The sequence below is a fragment of the Variovorax sp. V93 genome (genome assembly GCF_041154485.1).
GTDB classification, from domain to species: Bacteria; Pseudomonadota; Gammaproteobacteria; order Burkholderiales; family Burkholderiaceae_C; genus Variovorax; species Variovorax beijingensis_A.
The window spans coordinates 1,244,892-1,262,950 of record NZ_AP028669.1 but is presented as its reverse complement, the minus strand read 5'-3'; the positions used below and the strand labels follow the sequence as shown (position 1 = coordinate 1,262,950).

Annotated in this window: 22 protein-coding genes; 3 read left to right on the top strand and 19 right to left on the bottom strand. The window is 67.1% G+C overall.

All coding sequences use genetic code 11. The features are described from left to right. Positions 1-12: 12 nt before the first annotated feature. Genes pdxA through ACAM54_RS05700 form a run of 3 tightly spaced genes read right to left on the bottom strand, consistent with a single transcriptional unit; the run spans position 13 to position 3,181 of the window. A complete protein-coding gene (gene pdxA / locus ACAM54_RS05710) occupies positions 13-1,071 on the bottom strand; it encodes a 4-hydroxythreonine-4-phosphate dehydrogenase PdxA (RefSeq protein ID WP_369650090.1) in 1,059 nt (352 codons plus the stop codon). Continuing rightward, positions 1,068-1,841 (bottom strand): Nif3-like dinuclear metal center hexameric protein, encoded by a 774-nt coding sequence (locus ACAM54_RS05705; protein WP_309933092.1) that lies wholly within the window; start codon positions 1,839-1,841, stop codon positions 1,068-1,070. The genes pdxA and ACAM54_RS05705 overlap by 4 nt, the downstream gene beginning before the upstream one ends. Next, positions 1,838-3,181 carry an MFS transporter gene (locus ACAM54_RS05700; protein ID WP_369650089.1) on the bottom strand — a complete coding sequence of 448 codons (1,344 nt, stop codon included), beginning with the start codon at positions 3,179-3,181 and terminating at the stop codon, positions 1,838-1,840. The genes ACAM54_RS05705 and ACAM54_RS05700 overlap by 4 nt, the downstream gene beginning before the upstream one ends. A 287-nt stretch (positions 3,182-3,468) precedes the next feature. Here ACAM54_RS05700 and ACAM54_RS05695 point away from each other — a divergent pair, with 287 nt between their 5' ends. Beyond that, the gene (locus ACAM54_RS05695; RefSeq protein WP_145741081.1) at positions 3,469-4,629 is read left to right on the top strand and encodes a S1C family serine protease; all 1,161 of its coding nucleotides are present in this window, start codon (positions 3,469-3,471) and stop codon (positions 4,627-4,629) included. Between the two features lie 4 nt (positions 4,630-4,633). On the opposite strand, the gene tatC is transcribed toward ACAM54_RS05695, so the two are convergent. From tatC to ACAM54_RS05650, 9 genes are all read right to left on the bottom strand, one after another. Beyond that, positions 4,634-5,449: a twin-arginine translocase subunit TatC gene (tatC, locus tag ACAM54_RS05690; RefSeq protein ID WP_145741079.1), complete on the bottom strand. Its 816-nt coding sequence runs from the start codon at positions 5,447-5,449 to the stop codon at positions 4,634-4,636. Between the two features lie 78 nt (positions 5,450-5,527). Beyond that, the gene (tatB, locus tag ACAM54_RS05685) at positions 5,528-5,986 is read right to left on the bottom strand and encodes a Sec-independent protein translocase protein TatB (protein WP_124957405.1); all 459 of its coding nucleotides are present in this window, start codon (positions 5,984-5,986) and stop codon (positions 5,528-5,530) included. Between the two features lie 13 nt (positions 5,987-5,999). Further along, a complete protein-coding gene (gene tatA, locus ACAM54_RS05680; protein ID WP_369650088.1) occupies positions 6,000-6,248 on the bottom strand; it encodes a Sec-independent protein translocase subunit TatA in 249 nt (82 codons plus the stop codon). A gap of 65 nt (positions 6,249-6,313) precedes the next feature. After that, complete coding sequence (locus ACAM54_RS05675; protein WP_145741077.1) at positions 6,314-6,673, bottom strand: histidine triad nucleotide-binding protein; 360 nt, start codon at positions 6,671-6,673, stop codon at positions 6,314-6,316. After that, on the bottom strand, positions 6,663-7,052 hold the full coding sequence (locus ACAM54_RS05670) for a hypothetical protein (RefSeq protein ID WP_192323035.1): 390 nt from the start codon (positions 7,050-7,052) through the stop codon (positions 6,663-6,665). The genes ACAM54_RS05675 and ACAM54_RS05670 overlap by 11 nt, the downstream gene beginning before the upstream one ends. A 13-nt stretch (positions 7,053-7,065) precedes the next feature. Beyond that, positions 7,066-7,446: a phosphoribosyl-ATP diphosphatase gene (locus tag ACAM54_RS05665; protein ID WP_012746326.1), complete on the bottom strand. Its 381-nt coding sequence runs from the start codon at positions 7,444-7,446 to the stop codon at positions 7,066-7,068. Further along, entirely contained in the window at positions 7,443-7,841 is a 399-nt protein-coding gene (gene hisI, locus ACAM54_RS05660; RefSeq protein ID WP_192323189.1) for a phosphoribosyl-AMP cyclohydrolase, read from the bottom strand. Before hisI ends, ACAM54_RS05665 begins: the two co-directional genes overlap by 4 nt. Positions 7,842-7,872: 31 nt before the next feature. Beyond that, positions 7,873-8,652 (bottom strand): imidazole glycerol phosphate synthase subunit HisF, encoded by a 780-nt coding sequence (gene hisF, locus ACAM54_RS05655; RefSeq protein WP_145741072.1) that lies wholly within the window; start codon positions 8,650-8,652, stop codon positions 7,873-7,875. A 21-nt stretch (positions 8,653-8,673) separates the two neighbouring features. Then, positions 8,674-9,510, bottom strand: a complete 837-nt coding sequence (locus ACAM54_RS05650; RefSeq protein WP_209499897.1) for a D-hexose-6-phosphate mutarotase — start codon at positions 9,508-9,510, stop codon at positions 8,674-8,676. 189 nt (positions 9,511-9,699) lie between these two features. Here ACAM54_RS05650 and ACAM54_RS05645 point away from each other — a divergent pair, with 189 nt between their 5' ends. Then, positions 9,700-11,007 (top strand): dicarboxylate/amino acid:cation symporter, encoded by a 1,308-nt coding sequence (locus ACAM54_RS05645; protein ID WP_145741068.1) that lies wholly within the window; start codon positions 9,700-9,702, stop codon positions 11,005-11,007. Between the two features lie 8 nt (positions 11,008-11,015). Further along, the gene (locus tag ACAM54_RS05640; protein ID WP_369650087.1) at positions 11,016-11,936 is read left to right on the top strand and encodes an amino acid ABC transporter substrate-binding protein; all 921 of its coding nucleotides are present in this window, start codon (positions 11,016-11,018) and stop codon (positions 11,934-11,936) included. 12 nt (positions 11,937-11,948) lie between these two features. Here the strand turns inward: ACAM54_RS05640 and ACAM54_RS05635 are convergent, their stop codons facing one another. From ACAM54_RS05635 to hisD, 7 genes are all read right to left on the bottom strand, one after another. After that, complete coding sequence (locus tag ACAM54_RS05635; protein WP_369650086.1) at positions 11,949-13,121, bottom strand: AAA family ATPase; 1,173 nt, start codon at positions 13,119-13,121, stop codon at positions 11,949-11,951. A 23-nt stretch (positions 13,122-13,144) separates the two neighbouring features. Continuing rightward, positions 13,145-13,888, bottom strand: a complete 744-nt coding sequence (gene hisA / locus ACAM54_RS05630) for a 1-(5-phosphoribosyl)-5-[(5-phosphoribosylamino)methylideneamino]imidazole-4-carboxamide isomerase (RefSeq protein ID WP_012746319.1) — start codon at positions 13,886-13,888, stop codon at positions 13,145-13,147. Positions 13,889-13,951: 63 nt separating this feature from the next. After that, positions 13,952-14,608 carry an imidazole glycerol phosphate synthase subunit HisH gene (gene hisH, locus ACAM54_RS05625; protein ID WP_192323038.1) on the bottom strand — a complete coding sequence of 219 codons (657 nt, stop codon included), beginning with the start codon at positions 14,606-14,608 and terminating at the stop codon, positions 13,952-13,954. 19 nt (positions 14,609-14,627) lie between these two features. Next, complete coding sequence (hisB, locus tag ACAM54_RS05620; protein WP_012746317.1) at positions 14,628-15,236, bottom strand: imidazoleglycerol-phosphate dehydratase HisB; 609 nt, start codon at positions 15,234-15,236, stop codon at positions 14,628-14,630. Beyond that, complete coding sequence (gene hisC / locus ACAM54_RS05615) at positions 15,233-16,324, bottom strand: histidinol-phosphate transaminase (RefSeq protein ID WP_192323039.1); 1,092 nt, start codon at positions 16,322-16,324, stop codon at positions 15,233-15,235. Before hisC ends, hisB begins: the two co-directional genes overlap by 4 nt. Then, a complete protein-coding gene (locus ACAM54_RS05610) occupies positions 16,321-16,692 on the bottom strand; it encodes a hypothetical protein (RefSeq protein ID WP_145741040.1) in 372 nt (123 codons plus the stop codon). Before ACAM54_RS05610 ends, hisC begins: the two co-directional genes overlap by 4 nt. A 32-nt stretch (positions 16,693-16,724) precedes the next feature. After that, complete coding sequence (gene hisD, locus ACAM54_RS05605) at positions 16,725-18,047, bottom strand: histidinol dehydrogenase (RefSeq protein WP_369650085.1); 1,323 nt, start codon at positions 18,045-18,047, stop codon at positions 16,725-16,727. Between the last annotated feature and the right edge of the window lie 12 nt (positions 18,048-18,059).

Below are 18,059 nucleotides of genomic sequence, written 5' to 3'. Positions count from 1 at the left end.
GCGCCTTCCTGATCAGGCGCCCACCAGGGTTCTGGCCATGCGCAGCGCCTCGATGAGGCTCGACGCATCGGCCCGGCCGGTGCCCGCAATATCGAATGCGGTGCCGTGGTCGGGGCTGGTGCGCACCAGCGGCAGGCCCAGCGTCACGTTCACGCCCTTCTCCACGCCAAGGTACTTGACCGGGATCAGGCCCTGGTCGTGGTACATCGCAATCACCACGTCGAACTCGCCGCTTCCCGGCACGCCGGGCCTGGCGCGCGCACGCATGAAGACGGTGTCGGGCGCATAAGGCCCGTGGGCGTCGATGCCCTCGGCCTGGGCGGCCCCAATGGCCGGTGCAATGATGTCGCGCTCCTCGGAGCCGAACAGTCCGCCCTCGCCCGCATGCGGATTGAGGCCGGCCACGCCGATGCGCGGCGCCCGCCCGAGCATGCGCTGCAAGGCGCGGTGGGTGATGCGCAGCGTCTCCAGCACGCTGCCGAAGCTCACGGCCGTGATGGCGTCGCGCAGCGACATGTGGATGCTCACCAGCACGGTGCGCAGCTCGTCGTTGGCCAGCATCATGCGCACCGGCATGCCGTCCACCGCGACGCCCGCGTGCGCGGCGGCTTCGGCCTGCAGCAGTTCGGTGTGGCCCGGATAGGGGAACCCGGCCGCGGCCAGTGCTTCCTTGTGCAGCGGCGCCGTGACGATGGCGGCGATCTCGCCCCGCAATGCGGCGCGTGCAGCCCAGACCACGCAGTTGCCAGCCACGCGGCCGGCTTCGGCGCCGATCCGTCCCGGCACGATGTCTTGCGCCGGCGCCGCCACCACCTGCAGCACCGGAATGCAGCCCGGCGGCATCTCGACCGCTTCGGCAATGCGTTCGATCTGCGCCACCGGCCAGGCGGGTTGCCCCGGCGACGCCAGCGCCTGCGATGCCCGGCGCATCGCGGCCACGTCGCCGGCCACGAAAGCACCGCGCGTGGCGTCGGGCGCCTGGCGGAAAGCCTTGGCGATGATTTCCGGGCCGATGCCCGCGGGATCGCCCAGCGTGATGGCGACGGGAGCGAGGGGAGCCTGGCCGCTCATGCCGGATTGTCGATGTCGATGAACTCGTGCTTCAGCCCGAGCTGGGCCGCCACGTGCCCGGCCACCGCCTGCGCGCCATAGCGCTCGGTGGCATGGTGGCCGCAGGCCAGGAAAGCGACGCCCATCTCCCGGGCGTAATGGGCCTGGGGTTCGGAGATCTCGCCGGTGATGAAGGCATCGGCCCCGGCCGCAATGGCTGCCTCGAAGTAGCCCTGGGCGCCGCCCGTGCACCAGGCGATGTTCTTGATCGGACGATGCGCCGTGTCCACCAGGGTGACGGGCCGCTGCAGCACCTTCTCCGCATGCGCGGCCAGTTCCTTGGCGCTGGCAAAGGCTTCCCCGTTGTTGCGCGCGCCGAGGAAGCCCAGCTCCTGCTCGCCGAAGCGTCCCGTCGAGCCCGCATGGGCGAGCAAGCCGAGCTGCAGGCCGAGCTGCGCGTTGTTGCCAAGCTCCGGATGCGCATCGAGCGGCAGGTGGTAGGCGAAGAGGTTGACGTCGTCGCCCAGCAGCAGGCCCAGGCGCTGCTTCATCCAGCCGGTGACGCAGCCGTCCTGGCCGCGCCAGAACAGGCCGTGGTGCACGAAGATGGCGTCGGCCTCGGCATGGATGGCGGCCTCGATGAGCGCGCGGCTCGCCGTCACGCCGGAGACGATCTTCCGCACCACGGTGCGGCCCTCGACCTGCAGGCCATTGGGTCCGTAGTCCTTGAAGCGCGACGGCGCAAGGAGCAGGTCGAAGGCATGCAGCAATTCATGGCGAGTGGTGCTCATCGCGCCATTGTCGCGCTCCCGATGCCGTCGCGCATCGCATGGCCGCGCGCCGCCAATGGCCACAGGGCCAGCACGAAACCCAGCCCGGCCAGCACGGCGACGTAATGCGCCGGCGCCATGGTGTCGTGCTGCAGCCAGAGCGTGAGGATCACGGGCGTGAGGCCGCCGAACACGGCATACGACATGTTGTAGGCGAACGAAAGCCCCGTGAAGCGCACCGGCGCCGGAAACGCGCGCACGCCGGCAATCGGCACGGTGGCGATGGTGCCCACGAACAATCCCACCAGGCCGTAATGCCAGAACAGCGTGGCCGGCGTGCCGGGCAGCCCCGTGTAGAAAAGGTAAGCCGTCACGAACAGGCCGCCCCATCCGACGAGCATCACGGCGCGCGTGCCGATGCGGTCGCTGGCCCAGCCGACCAGCATGCAGCCGATGGTCAGCGTCAGCGTGGCGAGTGCATTGGCTTCCAGCGCCAGCGCAGCCGGGATGTGGTGCACCTTCTGCAGGTAGGTGGGCGTGTACAGCACCACCACCACGATGGCGGCCGACAGCACCCAGGTCAGCAGCGCCACGTAGACACTGGCCGCGCGGTGCTCGCGCAGCACGGTGCGCAGCGGCAGCTCGCGCGCCACGGTCTTGCGGTCTGCCAGTTCCTTGAAGACCGGCGTCTCGTGCAGGAAGCGGCGCAGGTACACCGAGACGAGGCCGAACACGCCGCCCAGCACGAAGGGAATGCGCCAGGCAAAACCGCTCACCTCCGCCGGCGAATAGTGGCGGTTGATGGCCACGGCGACCAGCGAGCCCAGCAGGATGCCGCCCGTGATGCCCGAGGTCAGCATGCCGATGCCAAAACCGTAGCGCCGCGCCGGCACGTGCTCGCCGATGAACACCCAGGCACCGGGCATTTCGCCGCCGATCGCCGCGCCCTGCAGCACGCGCATGGCCAGCAGCAGCAAGGGTGCGGCGATGCCGATGCTCGCGTAGGTGGGCAGAAGGCCGATGACCAGCGTGGGCGCCGCCATCAGGAAGATCGACAGCGTGAACATGCGCTTGCGGCCGAGCAGGTCGCCGAAATGCGCGATGACGATGCCGCCCACCGGGCGGGCCAGGTAGCCGGCGGCGAAGATGCCGAAAGTCTGGAGCTGCCGCAGCCAGTCGGGCATGTCGGCGGGAAAGAAAAGCGCACCCAGCACGGTGGCGAAGAACACGTAGATGACGAAGTCGTAGAACTCCAGCGTTCCGCCGAGCGCGGACAGGGCCAGGGTCTTGTAGTCGCGCGCGCCGAGCGTGCGCGCCGGCGCCGGCTGCGTGCCGTCCGGGGAGATTGCGTGAGAAGTCATTGCGGGCAGGGAGGTCGTTGCCGCGCGCCGGGCCGCCGAGGGATGGGAAGCGGAAAATCGGCGCGCCGGCGAAACGCCAGGCCGCGCCCACCGGGTGGGCGGCGCGGAAGGCCGGAATTCGGAGCCGTGTGGGCTCCCTGTGCGATGCTAAGGGTTATCCCTTATTGGCGCACCGGACCTTTGTCATTCTCGACCGCAGCGCGCGGTTTCTGGCGGATGGGGTTGAGGGACAATGGACCCGTTGGCGCCGCGTGGACGGCGTGTTCCCCCGTTTTATCTCAAGCTTCATGAAACGCACCTGGCTGCTCTTTGCCCAAGCCGTGACCGTCCTTTTGGCGGCCTATTTCGTTGTTGCCACGCTCAAGCCCGAGTGGATCAACCGCCGCGCCACCTCGCTGGGAGGCGTGGTGTCGATCGTCGAAGCACCTGCGGGCGTCCCCGCGGCGCCAGCGGCCGGCAGCCTGAGCGCGGCCGCAAAGAAAGCCTCGCCGGCTGTCGTGAGCATCAACACCAGCAAGGCCGCGCAGCGCCATCCCCGCAGCAACGATCCGTGGTTCCGCTTTTTCTTCGGCGACCAGGGCGACCAGCCCCAGGTCGGGCTGGGCAGCGGCGTGATCGTGAGTGCCGAGGGCTACATCCTGACCAACAACCACGTGGTCGAAGGCGCGGACGAAATCGAGGTCACGCTCAACGACAGCCGCCACACGCGCGCCAAGGTGATCGGCACCGACCCGGACACCGACCTTGCCGTGCTCAAGATCGAGATGGACAAGCTGCCCGCGATCGTGCTGGGCAATTCCGACGAGCTCCAGGTGGGCGACCAGGTGCTGGCCATCGGCAATCCCTTCGGCGTGGGGCAGACGGTCACCAGCGGCATCGTCTCGGCGCTGGGGCGCAACCAGCTCGGCATCAACAACTTCGAGAACTTCATCCAGACCGACGCGGCCATCAACCCCGGCAATTCGGGCGGCGCGCTGATCGACGTGAACGGCAACCTGCAAGGCGTCAACACCGCCATCTATTCGCGCTCGGGCGGCAGCATGGGCATCGGCTTCGCGATTCCCGTTTCCATGGCGAAGATCGTGCTCGAAGGCATCGTGAAGGACGGCCAGGTGCGCCGCGGATGGATCGGCGTCGAGCCGAACGAACTCTCGCCCGAACTGGCCGAAACCTTCGGCGTGAAGGCCGATGCCGGCGTCATCATCACCGGCGTGCTGCAGAACGGCCCCGCAGCCAAGGCCGGCATCCGTCCGGGCGACGTGATCACCTCGGTCGGCGAAAAGAAGACCGACAACGTGCAGGCCCTGCTGACCGCCGTGGCCGGCCTCAAGCCCGGCAGCACCACGCGCTTCGCGCTGCAGCGCGGCACCGACAAGATGGAACTGGACGTGACGCCGGGCCTGCGGCCCAAGAGCCCGATGCGGCAGGTGCCGAACCAGCCCGAATGACCGGTCAGGAAGACGCCGAGGAATCGGCGCTTTTCTCTTCCTCTTCGGATTTCTTGCCGGTACTCGCGAAATAGCGCGCGCCGATGATGCCGACCTCGTAGAGCAGGCACATCGGCACCGCCAGCGCGAGCTGCGACACCACGTCCGGCGGCGTGAGCACCGCGGCCACCACGAAGGCCACCACGATGAAGTAGCCGCGGAAGGACTTGAGCTTCTCGATGGTGACCATCTCGAAGCGCACCAGCAGCATCACGACGATCGGCACCTGGAAGGCCACGCCGAACGCGATGTAGAGCGAGAGGATGGCTTCGACATACGAGGAGATGTCGGGCGTGGCTGCCACCGCAGCCGGCGTGAACTTCTGGATGAAGCTGAACATCTTGTCCAGCACGAAGAACTGCACGAAGGCGATGCCCGCATAGGCCAGCAGGCTGCCGAAAAAGATCAGCGGCAGCGCAAAGCGCTTTTCATGGCTGTAGAGGCCCGGCGCAATGAACATCCAGGCCTGGTACATGAGCCAGGGCAGCGCCAGCAGCACCGCCGTCATCATGAGCACCTTGAGCGGCACGAAGAACGGCGAGAACACGCCGATGGCGATGAGCTTGGCGTCCGGCGGCATGTGCGCGCGGATCGGCATCGCGATCAGGTCGATCAGCCCGCCCGGTCCCGGCCAGATGGCCAGCAGGATGCCCGCGACCGCCAGGCCGTAGACGCAGTAGAGCAGCCGGTCGCGCAACTCGACCAGATGCTGCACGAACGGTTGTTCGGTGCCTGCCAGCTCGTCTTCTGCGTCTTTGTTCTTGTTGTCGGAATCGGCCATTGGAAAGAGAAAAAGCAGGAGAAAAGCGTGGCTTCGGCCGGCGTGCGGCGCACGAGGAACGCGCTGGTGGGAAAGCCGCTAGTTGATCTTGTGGGGACGGAAGCGGGCGACGCGCGCGGCCCCCGAGAGCGCCTTGGTGCGCACGCCGTTGCGCGCCTTGTACCACTGCGGCGTGGCACCCTGCTTCAGGCGCCAGTTCTTGCGGGGATGCCTGTATTCGGGCACCGCGGGCTCGGGTTCGGCCAGGGCCGAAAGCGTTTCGCCCGAGCCGGAGAACTGCTTCTCGAGTTCGCTTGCGCCGCTGTGGATGCTCTGCTCGACGTCCCGGGCGGCATCTTCCACCGTGCCCTTCATCTTGCGCAGTTCGTCCAGCTCCATCGAGCGGTTGACTTCAGCCTTGACGTCGTTCACGTAGCGCTGCGCCTTGCCCAGCAGGGTGCCGACGGTGCGCGCCACCCGGGGCAGTTTTTCCGGCCCGATGACGATCAGAGCCACGACGCCGATGAGCGCCAGCTTCTCAATGCCGAGGTCGAGCACTTATGACCCGCGCTCAGGACTTCTGACGCGCTTCGACGTCGATGGTGGACTTGTCGCCGTTGGCCGGCTGGCCGGTCACCTGCGCTGCAGGAGCCGACGAAGCGGCGGGTGCATCGGTGGTGCTGCCATCCTTCATGCCGTCCTTGAAGCCCTTGACGGCGCCACCAAGGTCGGAACCCATGTTCCGCAGCTTCTTGGTGCCGAAGATCATGACCACGACGAGCAGCACGATCAGCCAGTGCCAGATAGAAAAAGAACCCATGGAAGACTCCTAAGAATGTGTCCGATTTTAGTCGGGCTGAATGTGACAGTTCGGATTAATGGGATTCAGCCGCGCAGCCACGGGCGGGGGCCGCCCATGACGTGGACATGGAGATGGTGGACCTCCTGCCCACCCTCGGCGCCGGTGTTGACGACGACCCGGTAGCCGCCCTCCGGATAGGGCCTGCAGCCCTGCTCCAGCGCGAGCCGGGGTGCCAGCGTCATGATCCGGCCCATCAGCGCGGCGTCGTCAGGGGTGAGCTGCGCCATCGAGGCGATGTGCCGCTTGGGCACGAGCATGAAGTGCACCGGCGCCCAGGGGGAGATGTCGTGAAAGCCGAACAGCTCGTCGTCCTCGTAGACCTTGCGCGAAGGAATCTTGCCTTCGATGATTTTGCAGAAGACGCAGTTCGGATCAGATGACATCTTGGGGTTCCATGGGACGGCTGCCGTTCATGCGGATCATGCCCTTCACGATCCGGTAGAGAAACCACAGCGAAATGAGGCTCCAGGCGATCCAGCCCGGCACGAGAAAGAGCAGCCAGAGCCACGAGGTCAGGATGTACAGCAGGCCCGCCCACAGCACCGAGCGGATGCGCCAGCTGAAATGCGTGGCCTGCCAGGTGCCGGCTGCGTCGTCGCGCTTGATGAAATCGATCAGCAGCGCCAGCAGCAGCAGCGCCACCGAGGCCTGCGCGCCCGGCAGGACGGCGCCAATGGCCACGATCAGGTGCAGGATGTAGCTGACCCAGCCCCAGGTCTTGAGCGAGTCGTCGGGCTCCACGTTCACGATGTCGTTGGCCATGGGACGCGTCCTTTCAATCGTTGGATGCCTCGCGGGCCTGCGCCTTGCGCAGGGCTTTTTCCTCGATGCCGCTGGTGCCCTCGCGGCGCTCGAGCTCCGCGATCACCTCGCCGGGCGAGAAACCGTAGTGCGCCAGCGCCACCATGGTGTGGAACCACAGGTCGGCCACTTCGTTCACTATTTTTGTGCGGTCGCCGCCATGGTCGGCATCCTTGGCGGCCATGACCACCTCGGTGGCTTCCTCGCCGATCTTCTTGAGGAAGGCATCGGGGCCCTTGTGCAGCAGGCGCGCCACGTAGCTCTTGTCGGGGTCGCCGCCGCGCGCGGGCAGGCGGCTTTCGATGACCGCGGCCAGGCGTGCGAGGGCGTCCGAGGTGTTCACTGTGGCCGTCATTTGTAGATCGACTCCGGGTCTTTCAAGACCGGCTCGACCACGTGCCACTGGCCCTTCTCGTATTTGCTGAAGAAGCAGCTGTGGCGGCCGGTGTGGCAGGCAATGCCGGGCGCGTGGCCGAGCTGGGTGACCTTGAGCAGCACCACGTCGTTGTCGCAGTCGAGGCGGATCTCGTGCACGGTCTGCACGTGGCCCGATTCCTCGCCCTTGAACCAGAGCTTGTTGCGCGAGCGGCTGAAATACACGGCGCGCCCGAGCTCGGCGGTCTTTTCGAGCGCCTCGCGGTTCATCCAGGCGAACATCAGCACGTCGTTGCTGCCCTGTTCCTGCGCGATCACGGGCACCAGCCCGTTCGCGTCCCATTTCACTTCGTCAAGCCAATTCATGGCGGGTATTGTCCCACCGCCCGGGCGGCCCTGAAGCGGGTCAGGTCCGAACGGGAATGCCCCGCGCGGCCATGCGGGCTTTCGCTTCGCCGACGGTGTGCTCGCCGTAGTGGAAGATGCTGGCGGCCAGCACCGCGTCGGCCCCGCCGGCCTGGATGCCGTCGGCCAGGTCGTCGAGGCTGCCCACCCCGCCCGAGGCAATGACCGGCACATTGACGGCGTCGCTCACCGCACGGGTGAGTTCGAGATCGAAGCCGCTCCTGGTGCCGTCCCGGTCCATGCTCGTGAGCAGGATCTCGCCGGCGCCGCGGCGCACCATCTCGGTCGCCCATTCGACGGCGTCCAGGCCGGTGTTCTTGCGCCCGCCGTGGCTGTACACGTCCCAGCCCGCGCCGCGCGTGGCGGCTTCTTCGGGGCTGCGGCGCTTGGCATCGATGGCCACGACGATGCATTGCGAGCCGTACTTCTGGGAGGCGTCGTTGATCACCTGCGGATCGGCAATGGCCGCCGAATTGAAGCTGGTCTTGTCGGCGCCCGCATTGAGCAGCCGGCGCACGTCGGCCACGGTGCGCACGCCGCCGCCCACCGTCAATGGAATGAAGACCTGCGAGGCCACCGCCTCGATGATCGGCAGGATCAGGTCGCGCCCGTCGCTGGTGGCCGTGATGTCGAGAAAGGTGAGTTCGTCGGCACCCTGCGCGTTGTAGCGCGCCGCAATCTCGACCGGATCGCCGGCGTCGCGCAGTTCGAGAAAGTTGACGCCCTTGACCACGCGGCCGCCGGTGACGTCGAGACAGGGAATGATGCGTTTTGCGAGCATGGTCGGTCGTAAGGGAAGAAATCAGAGAACGCGAAGCTGCTGCCAGCCCTGCCATTGGGCGCCGGGCACGAGCATGACCTGCTCGTCGATGCGCGCGGCCTCCACGCAGAGCATGTGCCTGTAGCCATCTTCGGGCATGTCGGCGAGTTTCGCACCCAGCACGGCACCGGGGTTCCAGACCACGGTTTCGCTGCAGCTGGCGCTTTGCGCAATTTCGAGCGTGCCGCCGGGCTGCACCAGGCGCAGCGGCTTCGCGGGCGCGGCGTAGACGCTGTCGAATTCGGCATCGAAATGCAACGACGGGGCCGTTTCCACATGGCGGTCGTCGCGCAGCGAATCCCAGCGGTTGGCACCCTGCAGGCCTTCGAGGCGCACCTGCGCGATGTCGCCGACGCGCAGGTAGGTGTGCAGCGCCGCGGCGAAGCTGAACGGCCCATGGCCGGTGTTGAGCAGCGTCAGCATGGTGCGCAGCCGGCCCGCGGCCATGCCGATCTGCAGCCGCGCCTCGAAAGCGTGCGGCCAGAGCTTGCGCGTGGCCTCGCTGTCGCGCAGCCGCAGGGTTAGTTCGCCCGATGTGGCGTCGATGCCTCTGTTTTCCCAAGGCAGATTGCGCATGAATCCATGCTTGGGCAACATGCCGCGCTGGTTGAATTGGGGGCAGCAAATGGGCACGCCGCCGCGGATTGCCGCCTGCCCGTCGAACACCGCGCGGGGGCTCAGGTAGAGCCTTTCCGTCCCATCGGCCGTGGTCCAGGAAAGCAGCTGCGCCCCGTGCAAAGACACGGTGAAGGTGCTGCCATCGGCGCCGGCGGCACGCAGCGCGGGCTGGCCGCGAAACTCGATCGAGCTGATATCCATTGGAGAATTGTAGGCAGCGGAGATTCCGTGGCACGGAATTGGCATTGGACACTTAAGACTTCATTGCCGCCGCACCGGTGCCGGTTGCGTGCAGGGGACCTTCTTGGATACCCTTCGCTGCCGCGCAAGAACAGGGCGCCGGCCGATGCGCGCCCGCTCCAGAACCACACACACCTCGAAGGGACACACATGAAGAGAAAACTGCCGGCCGCCGCCTGGATCCTGATCGCCATGGTGCTCGGGATTCTTGTCGGCTACATGATCTTCACGAGCTTTCCCGACAAGAAGGCCGCAGCGCAGATCGCAGGCTACGTGTCGATTGTGTCGGACGTGTTTCTGCGCCTCATCAAGATGCTGATCGGCCCGCTGGTGTTCTCCACGCTGGTGGTGGGCATCGCGCACATGGGCGACGCCAAGTCGGTGGGCCGCGTGTTCGGCAAGTCGCTCGGATGGTTCTTCACCGCTTCGCTGATCTCGCTGGTCATCGGCCTGGTCATGGCCAATGTGCTGAAGCCCGGCGAAAACCTGGGCCTTCCGCTGCCGGACATCGGCGCTTCGGCCAACCTCGCGACGGCGAAGTTCACGCTCAAGGACTTCGTGAGCCACATGGTGCCGAAGTCCTTTGCCGAGGCCATGGCCAACAACGAGATCCTGCAGATCGTGGTGTTCTCGATGTTCTTCGGCGTGGCGCTCGCTTCGCTCGGCGACAAGGCCCGCACGCTGGTGGCCGCCATCGACGAACTCTCTCACGCCATGCTCAAGATCACAGGCTACGTGATGAAGCTGGCGCCCCTTGCCGTCATGGCCGCCATGGCCGCCACCGTTGCGACGAACGGCCTGGGCATCCTGCTGAAGTTCGCTGTCTTCATGGGCGACTTCTACCTGGGCCTGTTCGTGCTGTGGGGCGTGCTGGTTCTGGCGGGCTTTTCGTTCCTGGGCCCGCGCGTGTTCAAGCTGCTGGCACTCATCAAGGAAGCCTTCCTGCTTTCGTTCGCCACCGCGAGTTCGGAAGCGGCCTACCCGAAGATCCTGCAGGCGCTCGACCGTTTCGGCGTGAGACGCAAGATCTCGAGCTTCGTGATGCCGATGGGCTATTCGTTCAACCTCGACGGCTCGATGATGTACTGCACCTTCGCGGTGCTCTTCATCGCGCAGGCCTACAACATCCACATGCCGATCAGCACGCAGATCACGATGCTGCTGATCCTGATGCTCACCTCCAAGGGCATGGCCGGCGTGCCGCGCGCCTCGCTGGTGGTGATTGCGGCCACGCTCAACCATTTCGACATTCCGGAAGCCGGCCTGCTGCTGATCCTGGGCGTCGACACTTTCCTGGACATGGGGCGCTCGGCCACCAACGCGGTGGGCAACTCCATCGCCACGGCCGTGGTCGCCAAGTGGGAGGGCGAGTTGCTCTCCGAGAGCGATGCGGCGGTGAATGCCAAGGCACTCGACGCCGAAGCCGCAGCCACCCTCGCCCATCCGGCCCACGCATGAGGCTCGCCATGAAGGCCAAGGCCGCGCTGTCGCTTCTTCTTGCCGGACTGCTGGCGGCCGCTTCGCTTGGCGCGGCAACCCCGGCCAGGGCGCAGCAGCAGGCCCCGGAGACCTTGACGGGCACCCTCGCCAAGGTGCGCGAGAGCGGCACCATCGCCATCGGCTACCGCGAGTCATCGGTGCCGTTTTCCTTTCTCAATGCACGCCAGGAGCCTGTCGGCTATTCGATCGAGCTCTGCCGCGAATTGGTCACGGCCATTGAAGAGGCGGTGAACAAGAGCCTCGCGATCAAGTGGGTGCCGGTGACCTCCGATTCGCGCATGGATGCGGTCGAGCGCGGCACGGTCGATCTCGAATGCGGCTCGACCACCAGCAACCTCGAGCGGCAAAAGCGCGTGAGCTTCTCGCCCACCATCTTCGTCTCTGGCACCAAGGTGCTGGTGAAGAAGGGGTCGCCGATCAGGTCGTTCCGCGACCTGGCGGGCAAGCGGGTGGCCGTCACCGCGGGCACCACCAACGAGAAGACGCTGCGCGAGCTGTCGCAGAAGTTCAGGCTCGATATCGACCTGCGGGTGGCGCGGGACCATGCCGACTCCTTCGGGCTGGTGAAAAGCGGCCGGGCCGACGCCTTTGCCACCGACGACGTGCTGCTCTACGGCCTGATCGCGCGGGAAGCCGCCAAGGCCCAGTACGAAGTGGTCGGCGACTACCTCTCCTACGATCCCTACGGCATCATGTACCGCAAGGGCGATACGCAATTGGGCAAGGTGATCAACGACACCTTCCAGGTGCTGGCGCAGGACGGCGAAATCGAGCGCCAGTACAAGCGCTGGTTCCTGCGCAAGCTGCCCACCGGAGAAAGCATCGACCTGCCGATGAGCGCGCAGCTGCAGGCGATCATCCAGACGATGGCGGTGAAGGCGGAATAACCACCCGGGCGGTCAGCGCGCCGGCCACGCCCAATGCGGGATCTCGCTCATGTCGAGATTGGCGATGCGGGTTTCGCCGAAGCGCTTCTCGAGCACCACGGATTGCAGCTCGCCGCTGTCCTCGAGGGCGGCGATCAGCCGCGCGGCATGCGACACCACGATCACTTGCGACCCGCGCGCGGCCTGCGCGATCAGCCGGCCGAGCGCGGGCAGCAGGTCGGGATGCAGGCTGGTCTCGGGCTCGTTGAGCACCAGCAGCGCCGGCGGCCGCGGTGTCAGCAGCGCGGCAATCCAGAGCAGGTAGCGCAAGGTGCCGTCCGAAAGCTCCGCCGCCGTCAGCGGCCGCAACAGGCCGTGCTGCTGCATCAGCGTCTCGAAGCGGTCTTCGATCGCGCGCACCTCGACGCGCGCGCCCGGAAAGGCATCGTCCACGGCGCGGTCGAGCGCCTCGCCGTCGCCGATCTCGCGGATGGTCTGCAGCGCCGCGGCCAGGTCGGCGCCGTCGTTGGCGAGCACCGGCGTGCGGGTGCCGAGCTGCGGCTGGCGCGCGGGCGCATCGGCGTCGGAGCGGAAGTGGTCGTAGAAGCGCCAGGAGCGCATCTGCTCGCGCAGCGCGAGCATCTCGGGCGCGGCTTGCGGATCGGCGTACTCGGTCATCATGCTGGCGAAGGCGGGAATGGGCCGGCCGATGGCCTGCCAGCCCTTGCCCTCGCGCAGGCGCAGTGACGCGCCCTTGCGGTCGACCAGCTGCGCCGCGGGCCGCAGCAACGCGCCGTGCCAGATGGCTTCGTGCTTGATCTCGGGGTCGCGCGAGAAGGCCGTTGCCGGAATCGGCGGCGGCAGGCCGATGTCGATGGCATAGCCGAATTCATCGGCCTCGGTGCCGGCGAAGCCCAGCTTCAGCGCAACCGGCTCGCTGCGGGTAGTACCCTGCACCGGCGCATCGCCGCGCAGCATGGCGGCCGAAAAGCGCTCGGGCCCGGCCCACAGGGTGGAAGAGAGGCCGCCCTCGCGCACCAGCGACCGGATCACGCCGCCGTTGGCAATGTCCGCCAGAAGCCGCATCGCGCGGTAGACGCTCGATTTGCCGCTGCCGTTGGGCCCGGTCACCACCGTGAGCCGCCCGAGCGGCACTGTCAGCTGGCGCAGCGAGCGGTAGTTGGCAATGGCAAGCGCGGAGAGCACGCCGCGCTACGGAAGGAAGTGCCTCAGGCGCCGGCCAGCTCGTCCGCGCGGGCTTGCGCGGCGGCGAAATCGAGGTCGCCCGAATAGATGGCCCGGCCGCAGATCACGCCTTCGACGCCTTCGGACTCGACCGCGCAGAGCTGGTCGATGTCGGCCATGTTCGACAGGCCGCCCGAGGCGATCACCGGGATGGTCAAGGCCTGCGCGAGCTTCACGGTGGCATCGATGTTGATGCCCGAGAGCATGCCGTCGCGGCCGATGTCGGTATAGATGATCGATTCGACGCCGTAATCCTCGAACTTCTTGCCCAGGTCGGCCACCTCGTGGCCCGTGAGCTTGCTCCAGCCGTCGGTGGCCACCTTGCCGTCCTTGGCGTCGAGCCCCACGATGATGTGGCCGCCAAAGGCCACGCAGGCGTCCTTCAGGAAGCCGGGGTTCTTGACCGCGGCGGTGCCGATGATCACGTAGCGCAGGCCGTCGTCGATGTAGCGCTCGATGGTGTCCAGGTCGCGGATGCCGCCGCCCAGCTGCACCGGAATGTCGTCGCCCACCTCGCGCAGGATCGCCTTGATGGCCGCGTGGTTCTGCGGCTTGCCGGCAAAGGCGCCATTCAGGTCGACCAGGTGCAGCCGCCGCGCGCCGGCTTCGACCCACTTGCGGGCCATGGCGGCGGGGTCTTCGCTGAAGATGGTGGACTGGTCCATGTCGCCCTGCTTGAGGCGAACGCAGTGGCCGTCTTTGAGATCAATGGCGGGAATGAGGAGCATGGAAGTGACGCGAGTGTGCGGAATCCGGGCTGAGGAAGGTTCGGCCCGGGCGGGAATATAAGGTCAGGGATTCCAGTGGAGGAAATTTCGGTAGAGCTGCAACCCGTGGTCCGCACTCTTCTCCGGGTGGAACTGGGTGGCAAAAATGTTATCGCGTGCGACGGCAGCGGTAAAGCATGCGCCGTAATCGGCCTCGCCCACGCTGTGCCGGATGTCGGCCGGCCGCGCATAGAAGCTGTGCACGAAATAGAAGTAGCTCATGTCCGGAACGCCCGCCCACACGGGGTGCGGCCGGGCCTGGCGCACTTGGTTCCAGCCCATCTGCGGCACCTTGAAGCGGCTGCCGTCGGGCTGCAGCCGGCCGGCCAGGTCAAACTTGACGACCTCGCCCGGAATCAGGCCAAGCCCGTCGGTCGGGCCCTCGTCGCTGCGCGACAGCAGCATCTGCATGCCCACGCACACGCCGAAGAGCGGCTTGCTCGCGGCCGCCTCGAGCACCGACTCCTGCAGGCCGGAGTCGTGCAGTTCGCGCATGCAGTCGGGCATGGCGCCCTGCCCCGGCAGCACCACGCGCGTGGCCTTGCGCACCACCTCGGGGTCGGAGGTGACGAAGACCTGCACGCCCACCTGGTCGGCCGCATGCTGCACGGCCTGCGAGACGGAGCGCAGGTTGCCCATGCCGTAGTCGACCACGGCGACGGTATTTGCTACAGATTTCATAGCTTGGCGACGAGGATGTTCAGAGCGAACCCTTGGTCGATGGAATGACGCCGACGGAGCGCGGATCGAGTTCGAGCGCACCGCGCATCGCGCGCGCAAAGGCCTTGAACACGGTCTCGCACTGGTGGTGCGCATTGACGCCCTTGAGGTTGTCGATGTGCAGCGTGACGAAGGCGTGGTTGACGAAGCCCTGGAAGAACTCGTAGGTGAGCTGGCTGTCGAAGGTGCCGATCATGCCGCTCGTGAACGGCACGTGCATCACCAGGCCCGGGCGGCCCGAGAAGTCGATGACCACGCGGCTCAGCGCCTCGTCGAGCGGCACATAGGCGTGGCCGTAGCGGCGGATGCCCTTCTTGTCGCCCACGGCCTTGGCCACCGCCTGGCCCAGCGTGATGCCCACGTCTTCCACCGTGTGATGGCCGTCGATGTGCAGGTCGCCCTGGCAGTCGATCTCGAGGTCGATCAGGCCATGGCGGGCGATCTGGTCGAGCATGTGGTCGAAGAAGCCGATGCCCGTGGAGAGCCTGGCCTTGCCGGTGCCGTCCAGGTTGACGCTGACGGTGATCTTCGTCTCGGCGGTGTTGCGGGTGACCGATGCGGTGCGATCGGCGGTCTGGGGGGTGGTCATAGTGAGGCTTCGAGTGCCGCGAGCATCCGCGCATTCTCGTCGGCCGTTCCGACGGTGAGGCGCAGGCAGTTTGCGAGCAGTTCGTGCATTTTAGAAACGTTCTTCACAAGAATCCCGCGCGCCTTCATGCCCTCGAAGGCCTTGGCGGCATCGGGCACGCGCACGAGGATCATGTTGGCGTCGCTCGGCCAGGCCTTCACGCCCGCAAGCCGGCCCAGCCCCATCATGAGGCGGTGGCGCTCGTCGCGGATCTGCCTCGCCTGGGCCTCGAACACCTCGGCGTGCTCGAGCGCGAACAGTGCGCATTCGCAATTGAGCACGCTGATGTTGTAGGGCGGGCGCACCTTGTCGATCTGGGCGACCAGCGCGGCCGGGCCCATGAGGTAGCCGAGGCGGATGCCGGCCAGGCCGAACTTGCTGAGCGTGCGCATCAGCAGCACGTGGCCATGCCGCGCGAGGCGGTCGATGTAGCTCCGGGCCGCAAAGGGCTGGTAGGCCTCGTCGATCACCACCAGGCCGCCCTGCTCGCCCTGGGCCTGCACGATCTTCTCGATGGCAGCATCGTCCCAGAGGTTGGCGGTGGGATTGTTCGGATACGCCAGGTACACGATGGCCGGCTTCTCGCGCGCAATGGCCGACAGCATGGCCGCCTCGTCGAGCTCGAAATCGGCCGTGAGCGGCACGCCGACGAAGCGCAGGCCCTGCAGCTTCGCGCTCATGGCGTACATCACGAAGCCCGGAACGGGCGCGAGCACCGCGGCGCCAGGCACGTCGCAGGCGATGGCGAGCAGCGAGATCAGTTCGTCGGAGCCATTGCCCAGCATCAGCGAAAAGCCCTCGGGCATCTGTGCGTGCGCGGCCAGTGCGCGCTGCAGGTCGGCCCCGCGCTCGCCCGGATAGCGGTTGAGCGCCAGCGCGCCGAGCCGCGCGCCAAGCTCGGCCTGCAGCGCGGACGGCAGGCCGAACGGGTTTTCCATGGCGTCGAGCTTGACGAAGCCACGTGCGTCCTGCACTGCATAGGCGTGCATGGACTGCACGTCGGAGCGGATGCGGTCGATCGGGCGGGCGGCGGGGGAAGAAGATGTCATCGGGTGCAGCGGTAGCTGTTTCGGAGGGCGCCGGCCATGACCAGTTGGACCGGCATGTCGGCTTCGTAGCTGTCGGCGTTGCGGGTCAGCTCGGTTTGATAGAGGGAGCGTGCCATCGAAGGCTCCAGGCGCCGGCCCTCGATGCAGAAGATCGGCTTCTGGCCGTTGCGCTGCGAGGCTTCCACCCCTTCGCGCAGGCCTTCGAGCACGCCGACGAGGTAGTAGCTCGCGTAGGCCTTGCCGTCCTTCTCGCTCGCTTCGAGCGTGCGCAGTTCGCGGATGCTCATGGCGTGCGCCGAGCCCGCCGCCGCGAGCGCCAGCAGCCATGCCGCCGCGCGCGAACGATGAAAGGAACGGCGTCGCGCCATCTTGCTTTGCTCCTGCCGGCGGCGGGCGGGCTTCAGATCCTGCGCAGCCGCATGCGCGCCGCCTCGGCGTGCGCCTGCAGGCCTTCGCCTTCGGCCAGCGTGACGGCGATAGGGCCGAGCACCTGCGCGCCGGCTTCGCTCACTTCGATGAGGCTCGAGCGCTTCTGGAAGTCGTACACCCCCAGCGGGCTCGAGAAGCGCGCCGTGCCGCTCGTGGGCAGCACGTGGTTGGGGCCCGCGCAGTAGTCGCCCAGGCTCTCGCTGGTGAAGGCGCCGAGGAAGATCGCGCCGGCGTGGCGCAGCAGCGGCTCCCAGCGCTGCGGCTCGCTGCTGCTCACCTCCAGGTGCTCCGGGGCGATGCGGTTGCTGATCTCGCAGGCCTCTTCCATGCTCCTGGTGTGGATGAGCGCGCCGCGGCCGTTGAGCGAAGCGGCGATGATCTCGGCGCGCGGCATGCCGGGCAGCAGGCGGTCGATTTCGGCCTGCACGCGGTCGATGTACGCGGCATCGGGGCACAGCAGGATGCTCTGCGCGAGCTCGTCGTGCTCGGCCTGGCTGAACAGGTCCATCGCCACCCAGTCGGGCGGCGTGCTGCCGTCGGCCAGCACGAGGATTTCACTCGGGCCCGCGATCATGTCGATGCCCACGGTGCCGAACACGCGGCGCTTGGCGGCGGCCACGTAGGCGTTGCCGGGGCCGGTGATCTTGTCGACCGCGGGAATGGTGGCGGTGCCGTAGGCCAGCGCGGCCACGGCCTGCGCGCCGCCGATGGTGAAGCCGCGCGTCACGCCGGCCACGTAGGCGGCAGCGAGCACGAGCTGGTTCTTCTCCCCCTTTGGAGTCGGCACGACCATGATGATCTCGCCCACGCCCGCCACGTGCGCCGGAATGGCGTTCATCAGCACGCTCGACGGATAGGCGGCCTTGCCGCCCGGCACGTAGATGCCCACTCGGTCGAGCGGCGTGACTTTCTGGCCCAGCAGCGTGCCGTCGGCGTCGCGGTAGCTCCAGCTCTCCCCGCTGGCCTTCTTCTGGGCCTCGTGATAGCTGCGCACCCGGCGCGCGGCGGCTTCGAGCGCATCGCGCTGCGCCGCGGGCAGTGCCTCGAATGCGGCCTTCAATTCGGCTTGCGTCAGTTCCAGTTCGGGCAGCGTCTTCGCGTCCAGCTTGTCGAAACGGTTCGTGTATGCGAGCACCGCCTCATCGCAGCGCTTCTGCACGTCGGCCAGGATGTCGGCCACCACCTTCTCGATGGCCGCGTCGGCATCCGCGGACCAATGCAGCCGCGCCTTGAATTCAGCGTCGAAGCCGGCTGAAGCCGTGGACAGGCGAAGGGGGGCTGCTTTCGAGGTCATTGGGGCGGAAGG

Excerpts from the sequence above, each read along its gene's own strand:
- pdxA (WP_369650090.1), bottom strand. The coding sequence starts at position 1,071 with ATGAGCGGCCAGGCTCCCCTCGCTCCCGTCGCCATCACGCTGGGCGAT.
- ACAM54_RS05705 (WP_309933092.1), bottom strand. The coding sequence starts at position 1,841 with ATGAGCACCACTCGCCATGAATTGCTGCATGCCTTCGACCTGCTCCTT.
- ACAM54_RS05700 (WP_369650089.1), bottom strand. The coding sequence starts at position 3,181 with ATGACTTCTCACGCAATCTCCCCGGACGGCACGCAGCCGGCGCCGGCG.
- ACAM54_RS05695 (WP_145741081.1), top strand. The coding sequence starts at position 3,469 with ATGAAACGCACCTGGCTGCTCTTTGCCCAAGCCGTGACCGTCCTTTTG.
- tatC (WP_145741079.1), bottom strand. The coding sequence starts at position 5,449 with ATGGCCGATTCCGACAACAAGAACAAAGACGCAGAAGACGAGCTGGCA.
- tatA (WP_369650088.1), bottom strand. The coding sequence starts at position 6,248 with ATGGGTTCTTTTTCTATCTGGCACTGGCTGATCGTGCTGCTCGTCGTG.
- ACAM54_RS05675 (WP_145741077.1), bottom strand. The coding sequence starts at position 6,673 with ATGTCATCTGATCCGAACTGCGTCTTCTGCAAAATCATCGAAGGCAAG.
- ACAM54_RS05670 (WP_192323035.1), bottom strand. The coding sequence starts at position 7,052 with ATGGCCAACGACATCGTGAACGTGGAGCCCGACGACTCGCTCAAGACC.
- ACAM54_RS05665 (WP_012746326.1), bottom strand. The coding sequence starts at position 7,446 with ATGACGGCCACAGTGAACACCTCGGACGCCCTCGCACGCCTGGCCGCG.
- hisF (WP_145741072.1), bottom strand. The coding sequence starts at position 8,652 with ATGCTCGCAAAACGCATCATTCCCTGTCTCGACGTCACCGGCGGCCGC.
- ACAM54_RS05650 (WP_209499897.1), bottom strand. The coding sequence starts at position 9,510 with ATGGATATCAGCTCGATCGAGTTTCGCGGCCAGCCCGCGCTGCGTGCC.
- ACAM54_RS05645 (WP_145741068.1), top strand. The coding sequence starts at position 9,700 with ATGAAGAGAAAACTGCCGGCCGCCGCCTGGATCCTGATCGCCATGGTG.
- ACAM54_RS05640 (WP_369650087.1), top strand. The coding sequence starts at position 11,016 with ATGAAGGCCAAGGCCGCGCTGTCGCTTCTTCTTGCCGGACTGCTGGCG.
- hisA (WP_012746319.1), bottom strand. The coding sequence starts at position 13,888 with ATGCTCCTCATTCCCGCCATTGATCTCAAAGACGGCCACTGCGTTCGC.
- hisH (WP_192323038.1), bottom strand. The coding sequence starts at position 14,608 with ATGAAATCTGTAGCAAATACCGTCGCCGTGGTCGACTACGGCATGGGC.
- hisB (WP_012746317.1), bottom strand. The coding sequence starts at position 15,236 with ATGACCACCCCCCAGACCGCCGATCGCACCGCATCGGTCACCCGCAAC.
- hisC (WP_192323039.1), bottom strand. The coding sequence starts at position 16,324 with ATGACATCTTCTTCCCCCGCCGCCCGCCCGATCGACCGCATCCGCTCC.
- ACAM54_RS05610 (WP_145741040.1), bottom strand. The coding sequence starts at position 16,692 with ATGGCGCGACGCCGTTCCTTTCATCGTTCGCGCGCGGCGGCATGGCTG.
- hisD (WP_369650085.1), bottom strand. The coding sequence starts at position 18,047 with ATGACCTCGAAAGCAGCCCCCCTTCGCCTGTCCACGGCTTCAGCCGGC.